The organism is Microcoleus sp. N3A4 (assembly GCF_036701805.1).
Lineage (GTDB): Bacteria > Cyanobacteriota > Cyanobacteriia > Cyanobacteriales > Microcoleaceae > Microcoleus.
On the sequence record NZ_JAUBRJ010000008.1, the window covers coordinates 1 to 11,413 of the forward strand.

Annotated in this window: 7 protein-coding genes; 6 read left to right on the plus strand and 1 reads right to left on the minus strand. The window is 49.9% G+C overall.

The window, feature by feature from the left end; genetic code table 11:
- Nucleotides 1-257 (plus strand): transposase family protein (locus tag QUA56_RS06845; protein ID WP_333354908.1); only part of this gene is annotated, 257 nt, incomplete at its 5' end.
- A 527-nt stretch (nt 258-784) separates the two neighbouring features.
- Here QUA56_RS06845 and hisD read toward each other — a convergent pair.
- A complete protein-coding gene (gene hisD / locus QUA56_RS06850; protein ID WP_333354911.1) occupies nt 785-2,098 on the minus strand; it encodes a histidinol dehydrogenase in 1,314 nt (437 codons plus the stop codon).
- 847 nt (nt 2,099-2,945) lie between these two features.
- On the opposite strand from hisD, the gene rpsT reads away from it, so the two are divergent.
- The 5 genes from rpsT to QUA56_RS06875 all read left to right on the plus strand — a co-directional run bounded on the left by rpsT (nt 2,946) and on the right by QUA56_RS06875 (nt 11,389).
- On the plus strand, nt 2,946-3,245 hold the full coding sequence (gene rpsT / locus QUA56_RS06855) for a 30S ribosomal protein S20 (protein ID WP_333354914.1): 300 nt from the start codon (nt 2,946-2,948) through the stop codon (nt 3,243-3,245).
- Nucleotides 3,246-3,414: 169 nt separating this feature from the next.
- Nucleotides 3,415-4,194, plus strand: coding sequence for a TatD family hydrolase (locus QUA56_RS06860; RefSeq protein ID WP_333354917.1), 780 nt, complete (start codon nt 3,415-3,417; stop codon nt 4,192-4,194).
- A 591-nt stretch (nt 4,195-4,785) separates the two neighbouring features.
- Entirely contained in the window at nt 4,786-8,172 is a 3,387-nt protein-coding gene (gene rpoB, locus QUA56_RS06865; RefSeq protein WP_333354919.1) for a DNA-directed RNA polymerase subunit beta, read from the plus strand.
- A 170-nt stretch (nt 8,173-8,342) separates the two neighbouring features.
- Complete coding sequence (locus QUA56_RS06870; protein WP_333354922.1) at nt 8,343-9,437, plus strand: HNH endonuclease; 1,095 nt, start codon at nt 8,343-8,345, stop codon at nt 9,435-9,437.
- 77 nt (nt 9,438-9,514) lie between these two features.
- Entirely contained in the window at nt 9,515-11,389 is a 1,875-nt protein-coding gene (locus QUA56_RS06875; RefSeq protein WP_333354925.1) for a DNA-directed RNA polymerase subunit gamma, read from the plus strand.
- Nucleotides 11,390-11,413: the final 24 nt, after the last annotated feature.

Here is an 11,413-nt window from a genome sequence, read left to right on the forward strand (position 1 = left end):
AAGCTTATATAGGAGCAGAAAAAATGTCTACTCCTCAGAAAAAACCGAAAAATGGTGAATTAACGGAGCAGCAAAAAGAGCAGAATAAAAAATCTGCACAGCAACGTATTTATGTGGAACATATGATTAGATTAGTGAAAATATTCCGCATCGCAAAAGAAAGATTTAGACTGAGACCAGAGAGTTATAACAAAGTTATTTTAATTGTGTGTGGATTAGTAAGACTCCGCATAGGAGCTTTAGTTCTTTCGAGTTAATATGGTGAGTAAATCAACTGGATAAAATTAGTATTCAACCTCCTATAATTGAGCAAGTTTTCAACAATAAATGCTGAAAACCCTTATAATTCCGTTCTTTGAGCTGGCCATTAAAAAGTAATGAAAAACTGCTCTCATCCGCTCTGACAAAAGATTTCGCAATTCTTGGAGAGGTCTAATACCATGCACCTTTAAATCTCAGATATTAGAATTTAAATTTCTTGTTGATTGTCGCCTACTTTCGACAATTTCGCGCTTCCCACCAACACGATCGTTACCTACGCCGAAACCCGGTTTCTTAACATAATTGCGTCATTTAAGCAAGATACTTGAAGAAACCGGGTTTCTTAAGCCCGCAGTGCGTAAGTAGGTAGGTGCAAATAAACTTTGCCACTTCTGACAGAATGTAAAGCTACCGTAATCGCCACCGAATTGCTTCGTTTCACTGCGTTTCACTCGCTTTTGACTGCTTGTGTATTTTCCCGCTCATCTATTTAAATCTCGATCGCCAATCTCAAATCTACCATCTAAAACTCACCCTCACCCTCATTTTCAGTCCGCAGCCGCACCGAATCAGCGTGAGAAGGCAAACCCTCAGCTTCGGCTAACACATTAATCGCCTTACCCACCTTCTTCAGTGCAGCCGGCGAATATTGAATCAAACTCGAATGCTTCATAAAAGTTTCCACCCCCAGCGGCGAAGCATAGCGCGGCGCCCCAGAAGTCGGCAAAGTGTGATTCGGGCCCGCCAAATAATCTCCCACAGCTTCCGGCGTCGATAAGCCCAAGAAAATCGCCCCTGCGTGCCGAATTTGGTCGAGCAAAGCCCAGGGATCTGCCACTTGCAATTCCAAGTGTTCGGGAGCAAACTCATTAGACAGTTCCGCTGCCGCCTTCAGAGAATCAACCACTACAACTAAACCGTAATTCGCGATCGCCTTTTCTGTTAAAGTTCGGCGCGGGTGATTTACCAGTTGTCTTTCCACCTCAGCCACCACCTTTCTAGCCAGCACCGAATCCGCCGTCAGCAAAATTGCCGACGCCATCGAATCGTGCTCAGCTTGAGCCAACATATCCGCAGCTACGTGTACGGGATTTGCCGAACCGTCGGCAATAATCAGCACTTCCGAGGGGCCCGCCAGAGAATCGATCCCCACAGTCCCGTAAACCAGTTTTTTAGCAAGGGTGACGTAAATATTCCCCGGCCCAGTAATTAAATCCACTTTCGGAATACTTTCCGTACCGTAGGCCAAAGCTGCGATCGCCTGAGCCCCGCCCACCCGATATATCTCATCAACTCCCGCTTCCTGAGCCGCTACGAGCACGGCAGGGTTCATTTTCTTCTCTTGTCCGGGGGGAGTACACATCACCAGTCTCGGAACCTTGGCGACCTTCGCTGGCACCGCATTCATGATCACCGAGCTCGGATAGGACGCTTGACCGCCAGGGATGTAAATTCCCGCTCGATCGACCGGCGTGTAGCGTTTGCCCAAAACAATCTCGTCATCGCCAAACTGCACCCAAGACTTCGGGACGCGCTGTCGGTGAAACGCTTCTACCTGTTTGCAAGCCAGCCGGATTGCATTTAATAATTCTTTCGACACCTGCTGGTAAGCAGCATCCAATTCGGCGCCGCTCACCCGTAAATCTTCCACATTTAGGGTCATGCGGTCAAATTCAGCAGTGTAGTGCAGCACAGCCCGATCGCCTCTGCGCCTTACAGCTTGCAGCACCTCCCGCACGGTGGCTTCTTTGTGAACGACAAGTTCGTCATGGGTGCGATCGCAGATCCGTCGCAGTTCAGCTTGTGCCTCAACCCACTGAGTAATGATTCGCAGCATGGAGATTAGGAATGCCGTCAATAATTCACTAACATTTTCTTGACAATTGGGAATTTTTGTGGGGATATTCTGGAGAAGTCGGCGACCACCAGTCCACAAACTTAAACCGCGAGACTCGAAACATTTTCCAAGGCTTCAGTGCAGCGTTTAAATCTCTGTCGAGAATTTTGCAACACTGGTGACAAGTCACAACCTTCCTTAGAAATTGCCCGCCAGAGAACCGGGTGCGGAGGGATAGGGCTCGAAAGCATAGGGGGAGAGTGTTCTAGCGGGAGAGTATCCGAGGGGGAGAGTGTGCGGGAGAATTTTCATTCTGCCTTCTACCTTCTACCTTCAGCTCCGGCTGCCTTCTACCTTCTACCTAAGTGCCTTCTACCTTCCCTAAGTGCTTCTTGCCGAAGCCCAAATAACCCGTATTCTTTGTTATAGCTTAACTTGGATTTTTCAGGGAATGGGATTTTAAGCAGAATAGATGCTATATTAGTTTTTCAAACACCTGATATTTTTTTTATAAAAAACGCCAAATTATTGTATACTTAAAAATTGCGCGCAAGAAACCGTGACTTTAAGTGGTGACGGTGGAAACCCGAAACACGCCTCCGTAACTACCCGTGTCATACCTTTGGGTATCATCGGGGGCTAAAAATAGGCCGTTAAATGAGTCAATAAAAAATTATTGCGCGATCGTCGCCAAAAAGTAGCCGCAGACTCAGCTCAGATTGAGCGAGCGAGTAGTGGCTCTCTGACTCAGCTTTTTGTGGATCGCTCCCGAAAAGGTTGTCCTTCAAAATCCCCTTGTCTTTAGACTAGGGTGTATCAATGAATACCTACTTCCAGCAACTGAACTATGGCAAATATTAAGTCCGCCGTCAAACGAGTCAAAATCGCCGAGCGCAACCGCTTGTACAACAAATCTTACAAGTCAGCGGTCAAAACCCTGATCAAGAAATATTTCGCGGCCGTTGACAAGTACGCCGCAGCTCCGAGCCCTGAATTAATGCAAGAAGTCCAACAGCGAATGTCTGAGGCCTACAGCAAAATCGATAAAGCTGTCAAAAAAGGTGTACTCCACAGAAACAACGGCGCTCGCAAAAAGTCCCGGTTGGCGAGAACACTCAAGCCGCACGAAGTATCGGTAGCATCTTAAGGCAGAAGGCATCCGAAAGCAGAAGGTAGACAGCAGAAGGCAGAAGGCAGAAGGCAGAAGGCAAAAAAAATGCTCCGCCCCTGCCAATTTCCCCTTTCCTGCCCCAATCTACCCCTATCTAAATCTCCCGCTCTGACAATCTCTCCTTTCTCCTACACTTTTCTCGCTGATGCAGCTCATCGACACTCACGTTCATATCAACTTTGATACTTACAAAGATGAGTTAGAGGCAATTAGAGAACGCTGGCGCGAAGCTGGTGTAGTTCGGCTGGTTCATTCTTGCGTAGAGCCAGAAGAGTTTGCCGGAATTCAAGCAATCGCCAATCAGTTTGCAGAAGTCTCGTTTGCGGTTGGGCTCCACCCCCTAGATGCCGACAAGTGGAAAGACGAGACGGCGAGCCAGATTAAGGAATTAGCGAGTTCGGATTCGAGGGTAGTGGCGATCGGCGAAACCGGACTGGACTTTTATAAAGCTGACGATCGAGAACACCAGTTTAAAGTGTTTGAGGCACAGCTTGCAATCGCCCAGGAACTTGACAAACCAGTCATTATCCACTGTCGCGACGCCGCCGCCCCAATGGCCGAAATGCTGAGGAACTTTTGGCAAACACGCGGGCCAGTGCGCGGGGTCATGCACTGCTGGGGAGGTACCGCCGAAGAAACCCAGTGGTTTTTAGACCTAGGTTTCTACATCAGTTTTAGCGGAACAGTCACCTTTAAAAAAGCCTTGCAAATACAAGAATCAGCTTGTATGGTAAATAGCGATCGCATCCTAATCGAGACAGATTGCCCTTTTCTCGCCCCCGTACCCCAACGGGGAAAACGCAACGAGCCAGCTTACGTCTACTACGTAGCCGAGCAAGTTGCTAAATTGAGAGGAGTTTCTCTCTTAACTTTGTCCCAGCAGACAACCGAAAATGCCTGTCAGCTATTCGGTTTTTCAGTTTAGCTATAGAAGAACAAAGAAACGAGGAAAAAAGGTCGATTTAGGGCCGAGCGATAGGGACAATCCCATTTGTATCCTGCATGAAAAACCGGATTCATCCTTTATTTCAGATTCTTTTGGCCTTGCCTGCTGCGATCGGATTTGCGTCCTATAATAAAAAGAACCAACCGATGCTCGGGCGTTGGCTAGCTATCGGCGCCATAGCAGTCGCCCAGTCCCGGCCAGCATAACCCCAGCACGCTAAGCTTCGGAGCCGGGAAAAACTTCACGCAATACCTCAAACTTATACATCAGAAGAAACTTGGAACCTCAGCAATTTGGCAAGAGCTGTCAAGTCAATTTTAGGAGTCAAAAGTGTAGGGAACTTACCCGGAAACACCAAGAGATCAGAACTAAAAGCATCTCAAGCGAAGCCAAAATCCGCACAAAACTACTGCGAGCAACCCGCACAAATAACCGTTGCAGCAGTTGGCAGGCGATCGAAAACATCATATAAATTCTCTCACACAATCCATCAAAAAAACGCAACAAGGTAAAAACGCCCAGCCTTGGCGCCATGTAAAAAGCTAGAGCCACTGCGGAAAAAGGACACCCATGACCACTAAAGATTACACAGAATTCGCCTTCACCTTGCCTGACCTAATCGAAATCCAGCGGGCAAGTTTTCGCTGGTTCCTAGAAGCAGGACTGATTGAAGAACTCGACAGCTTCTCCCCGATTACAGACTACACGGGCAAGCTGGAACTCCACTTTATGGGCAAAGACTTCAAACTCAAGCGCCCGAAATACGACGTGGACGAAGCCAAGCGCCGGGACAGCACCTACTCGGTGCAAATGTACGTACCCACCCGCCTGATTAACAAAGAAACAGGGGAAATCAAAGAGCAAGAAGTCTTCATCGGCGATTTGCCCTTGATGACCGAGCGCGGCACTTTCATCATCAACGGCGCCGAACGGGTGATTGTCAACCAAATCGTGCGATCGCCCGGAGTGTACTACAAATCGGAAACCGACAAAAACGGTCGCCGCTCGTATAACGCCTCGCTCATCCCCAACCGCGGCGCGTGGCTGAAATTTGAGACAGACAAAAACGATTTAGTCTGGGTCAGAATCGACAAAACCCGCAAACTCTCAGCCCAGGTGCTGCTCAAAGCCCTCGGACTCACCGACGGCGAAATCTACGATTCGCTGCGCCACCCGGAATACTTCCAAAAAACGATCGAGAAAGAAGGACAGTTCGGCGAAGAAGAAGCTCTGATGGAGCTCTACCGCAAACTCCGCCCGGGCGAACCCCCCACCGTCGCGGGGGGAGAACAGCTCCTCAACTCCCGCTTTTTTGACCCCAAACGCTACGATTTGGGGAGGGTCGGCCGCTACAAACTCAACAAAAAACTACGGCTCTCCGTGCCCGATACCGTGCGGGTGCTGACATCGCAAGATATCTTGACGGCGATCGACTATCTGATCAACCTCGAATTCGACATCGGTTCGACAGACGACATCGACCACTTAGGCAACCGCCGCGTCCGCAGTGTCGGAGAACTGCTGCAAAACCAAGTCCGAGTCGGTCTCAACCGCTTAGAACGGATCATCCGCGAACGGATGACAGTCTCGGATGCCGACTCCTTGAGCCCGGCTTCTCTGGTCAACCCGAAACCGCTGGTAGCAGCAATCAAGGAATTCTTCGGTTCCTCCCAGCTATCGCAGTTCATGGATCAAACCAATCCTCTGGCAGAACTGACGCACAAACGCCGGCTTTCGGCATTGGGCCCTGGAGGTCTGACTCGGGAACGCGCCGGGTTTGCAGTGCGGGACATTCATCCGTCTCACTACGGCCGGATTTGCCCGATCGAAACACCAGAAGGCCCCAACGCCGGCCTGATCGGTTCCTTGGCAACCCACGCCCGCGTCAACCCATACGGGTTCATCGAAACTCCTTTTTATCCAGTAGAAAAAGGACAGGTGCTGCGCGACAAAGCCCCCGTCTACATGACAGCCGATGAAGAAGATGATTTGCGCGTCGCCCCCGGAGACATCAGCCTCGACTCCAACAACAACCTCTTAGGCGAAACCGTAGCCGTCCGCTACCGCCAAGAATTTACAACCACCACACCCATGCAGGTGGACTACATGGCGATTTCGCCGGTGCAAATCGTCTCCGTCGCCACCTCTCTGATTCCGTTTTTGGAACACGACGATGCCAACCGAGCTCTGATGGGCTCGAATATGCAGCGGCAAGCTGTGCCGCTGCTGAAACCGGAACGGCCCCTAGTCGGTACGGGCTTGGAAGCTCAGGCAGCGCGAGATTCGGGGATGGTTGTGGTTTCCCGGATTAACGGCGAGGTGATTTACATCGATGCCACCCGGATTATTGTCAGACCCCTGGCTGAGGATGCCGAATCGAATTCGAGCGAAGAACATTTCCTGATTCGGGAATACGACGAGCTCAAAATCAAACAGCCCTCGGTTTGGAAGCAAAAATATGCTGGCTGCATCGAACACGAACTGCAAAAATATCAGCGCTCTAACCAGGATACTTGCTTAAATCAACGTCCGCTGATTTATGAGGGCGATCGCGTCGTAGCAGGTCAAGTGCTAGCCGACGGTTCCTCCACCGAAGGGGCAGAACTCGCTCTGGGCCACAACATCCTCGTCGCTTATATGCCTTGGGAAGGCTACAACTACGAAGACGCGATGCTAATTAGCGAGCGTTTGGTGTACGAAGATGTCTACACTTCGATCCACATTGAGAAGTACGAAATCGAAGCCCGCCAAACTAAACTCGGCCCGGAAGAAATCACCCGCGAAATTCCTAACGTCGGCGAAGATGCGCTGCGCCAGTTAGACGAACAGGGCATTATCCGCAAAGGTGCTTGGGTGGAAGCCAGCGACATTTTGGTGGGCAAAGTCACCCCCAAAGGCGAATCCGACCAACCGCCAGAAGAAAAACTGCTTCGGGCAATCTTCGGCGAAAAAGCCCGCGACGTGCGCGACAATTCCCTGCGAGTGCCTAACGGCGAAAAAGGCCGCGTGGTGGACGTGCGGGTTTTTACCCGGGAACAGGGCGACGAACTGCCCCCCGGCGCCAACATGGTCGTCCGCGTCTACGTCGCTCAAAAGCGGAAGATTCAAGTCGGCGACAAAATGGCCGGCCGCCACGGGAATAAAGGCATCGTGTCCCGGATTCTGCCGATGGAGGATATGCCCTACTTGCCCGACGGGACTCCGGTTGACATCGTGCTCAATCCCTTGGGCGTGCCGTCGCGGATGAACGTCGGTCAAATCTTCGAGTGTTTGCTCGGATGGGCCGGCGAAAATCTGTCGATGCGGTTCAAAATGGTTCCCTTCGACGAAATGCACGGGGCCGAAAAGTCTCGCGAAACGGTTCACGGCAAGCTGCAGGAGGCGCGCGAAAAAACCGGCAAGCCGTGGGTGTTTAACGAAAAGCACCCCGGCAAGACGATTGTCTACGACGGCAGAACTGGGGAGGCGTTCGATCGCCCCATCACAGTCGGCATCGCCTATATGCTGAAGCTGGTGCACTTGGTAGACGATAAGATCCACGCCCGCAGCACAGGCCCTTACTCGCTGGTAACGCAGCAGCCTTTGGGCGGCAAAGCGCAGCAGGGGGGTCAGCGGTTCGGGGAAATGGAAGTCTGGGCTTTGGAAGCCTTCGGCGCAGCTTATACTTTGCAGGAGTTGCTGACTGTCAAGTCGGATGATATGCAGGGGCGGAATGAAGCGCTCAATGCGATCGTTAAAGGCAAAGCTATTCCGCGCCCCGGTACGCCGGAATCTTTCAAGGTGTTGATGCGGGAGTTGCAATCCCTGTGCTTGGATATTGCCGTGCACAAGGTGAATACCTCCGACGAGGGCAGCGAACACGTTGAGGTGGATTTGATGGCCGATGCCGGGGGCAAGCGATCGCCCTCCCGGCCTACTTACGAATCGCTTTCTCGTGACGAACTTGAGGAGGATTAGGGATTTTAGATTTTAGATTTTAGATTTTAGATTGAAGAATTGTTTGACAGCATTCAATCTTACATCTCACATCTCACATCTAAAATCGAGAAGTGCCAATTAAAATGCCTCGGCAGTGTTCGTACCACTGCTGAGGCCAATCAACGCTCTAAACAGGAGAGACGCTGAACATGAATATTGTAACAGTTGTCCCAGGAATTCAAGGAGAAGTTGACCGGGCGACGGGCTGTATTAATTGGCAAGGGAGCAAGTTTGGCAACGGTTACGCGCGCAAGTGGATCGATGGCAAAACAGTATTAGTCCACCGTTTAGTCCTCGAATCGAAAATAGCAGGGTTCCTCGGTTCCGGTTATTTTGGTTGCCACACCTGCGACAATCGAAGCTGCATCAACCCAGCACATCTCGTAGCTGGAACTGCCGCTGAAAATACCGGGCAGATGATGGAGCGCGATCGCAAAACTCCCAGACGCAAAAGTATTCCGGGTATTGGCATATTGTCGATCGCACAACTGCGGGAAATTCAGACTAAATATTTATCTGGAACCATCAAGAACCACCTAGTAAAAGAGTATGGAGTACAACATGAAACTATTACTAAGATACTTCAGACAAATATTCCGGATAACTTCACTACAGTTTCACCCAAGTTTTTAGGAGAAATTCAAGACAGCGGCTGTATTATTTTCCTAGGTGGAAAGGACGGTCAAGGTTATGGCAGATACTGGAAAAATGGGAAATTAAAATCAGTTACCCGTGCTGTTTTAGCCGAGAAATTAGGATATGAACTTCCGACTTCGATGGATGCTTGTCATACCTGCGACAATCCCAGTTGCATCAATCCAGAACACCTTTGGGCTGGTACTCGCACTCAAAATTTGTTAGATGCTTCTAAGAAAGGACGCACTCAAGGAAAAAGTCATCCTCTTTCCAATGCCAAATTAGATTGGGAAAAGGTGCGAGAAATTCGACAAAAGCTAGCAGCAGGAGAGAGGGTGAAGGATGTAGCACAGGAATACAGTGTCGGCCGCAAAACCATACACGATATTAAATATCACGTCACTTGGAAGGAAGTAGGTCAAGAGGTTCCACTTCCTCGGATGGGTGGACATGTCGAGCGCAAATTTACTTTTGCTCAAGCTCTTGAAATCAGAGAAAGAATTCAAGCAGGAGAATCCATTGCTAAAATTGCTCAGGAATTGGGAGTGTCCAGAAATGTCATTTCTGACATCAAAAGGAATGTCACATATAGAGGAGAATTAAATTGATTTAAGCCGCAAAACAATCCAACAAAAAAAATAAATTACCACAAGTAATCGACTGTAAATCATCAATTGGAGTCAAAATGGCTAAGATAGAACAACGATTTGATTACGTCAAGATAGGGTTAGCTTCACCAGAAAGAATTCGACAGTGGGGAGAGAGGACTTTACCCAACGGTCAGATAACTGGAGAAGTGACAAAACCCGAAACAATTAATTATAGGACATTAAAGCCTGAAATGGATGGCTTGTTTTGCGAGCGCATTTTTGGGCCGGCAAAAGATTGGGAATGTCATTGTGGCAAGTACAAACGAGTTCGCCATAGAGGCATTGTTTGCGAGAGATGCGGTGTTGAAGTCACTGAATCTCGCGTCCGCCGTCACCGGATGGGATTTATCAAATTAGCAGCTCCAGTAGCTCACGTTTGGTATCTCAAAGGCATCCCGAGTTACATGGCAATTCTGTTAGATATGCCGCTCCGAGATGTCGAACAAATCGTTTATTTCAATGCCTACGTTGTCCTAAATGCAGGTAATGCAGAAAAGCTGCAATACAAGCAATTGCTCACGGAAGATGCTTGGCTGGAAATAGAAGACGAACTTTACAGCGAAGATTCCACGCTGACGGGCGTAGAAGTAGGCATAGGTGCTGAAGCTTTGCAAGTTTTGCTGCAAAATATTCCGCTAGAAAGTGAAGCGGAAAAGTTGCGGGAAGATATTGCCAATGCTAAAGGTCAAAAACGGGCAAAGTTAATTAAACGCTTGCGGGTAATTGACAACTTCATCGCTACGGGTTCTCAACCCGATTGGATGGTGCTCAATGTGATTCCGGTGATTCCCCCGGACTTGCGGCCGATGGTGCAGCTAGACGGCGGGCGTTTTGCAACGAGCGACCTCAACGACCTCTACCGGAGAGTCATCAACCGCAACAACCGTTTGGCGAGACTGCAAGAAATTCTGGCACCGGAGATTATCATCCGCAACGAAAAGCGGATGCTGCAAGAAGCTGTGGATGCGCTGATTGACAACGGGCGCCGGGGCCGGACAGTGGTGGGGGCAAACAACCGCCCGCTGAAGTCCCTGTCGGACATCATTGAAGGGAAACAAGGCCGCTTCCGGCAAAACTTGCTGGGGAAACGGGTTGACTACTCCGGGCGTTCGGTGATTGTGGTGGGGCCGAAACTGAAAATTCACCAGTGCGGTTTGCCGAGGGAAATGGCGATCGAACTTTTCCAGCCTTTCGTCATCCACCGTTTGATCCGCCAAGGATTAGTCAACAACATCAAAGCTGCGAAAAAACTGATCCAGCGCAACGATCCCAGCGTTTGGGACGTGCTTCAGGAGGTGATTGAAGGACACCCGGTAATGCTGAACCGGGCGCCGACACTGCACCGTTTGGGGATTCAAGCCTTTGAACCGATTTTGGTGGATGGGAGGGCGATTCAGCTTCACCCGCTAGTCTGTCCGGCTTTTAACGCTGACTTTGACGGAGACCAAATGGCCGTGCACGTGCCTTTGTCTTTGGAATCTCAGGCGGAAGCGCGCTTGCTGATGCTGGCTTCTAACAACATTATGTCGCCGGCAACCGGAAGACCGATCGTCACTCCTTCTCAAGATATGGTGCTCGGTTGCTATTACTTGACAGCCGAAAATCCTGACGCTCAAAAAGGAGCCGGTCACTATTTCTCCAACCTTACCGATGCGGTTGTCGCTTACGAACAAGGAGTCGTTGACTTGCACTCATACGTGTGGGTGAGGTTTCAAGGCGCCATAGAAAACATAGAACCCGAGGGAGAACCGCTGAAGGTGGAACGCTCGACCGACGGTATAGTGACGAAAGAATACAAGTTCCGCCGGGTTCGGGAAGACGGAGAGGGCAAGTTGATCAATCAGTTCATTCGCACTACTCCGGGCAGGATTATCTATCACCAAACGATCGAATCGGTAATTAACAATTAGCGGTGTTGTTGACGGTTGACAGTT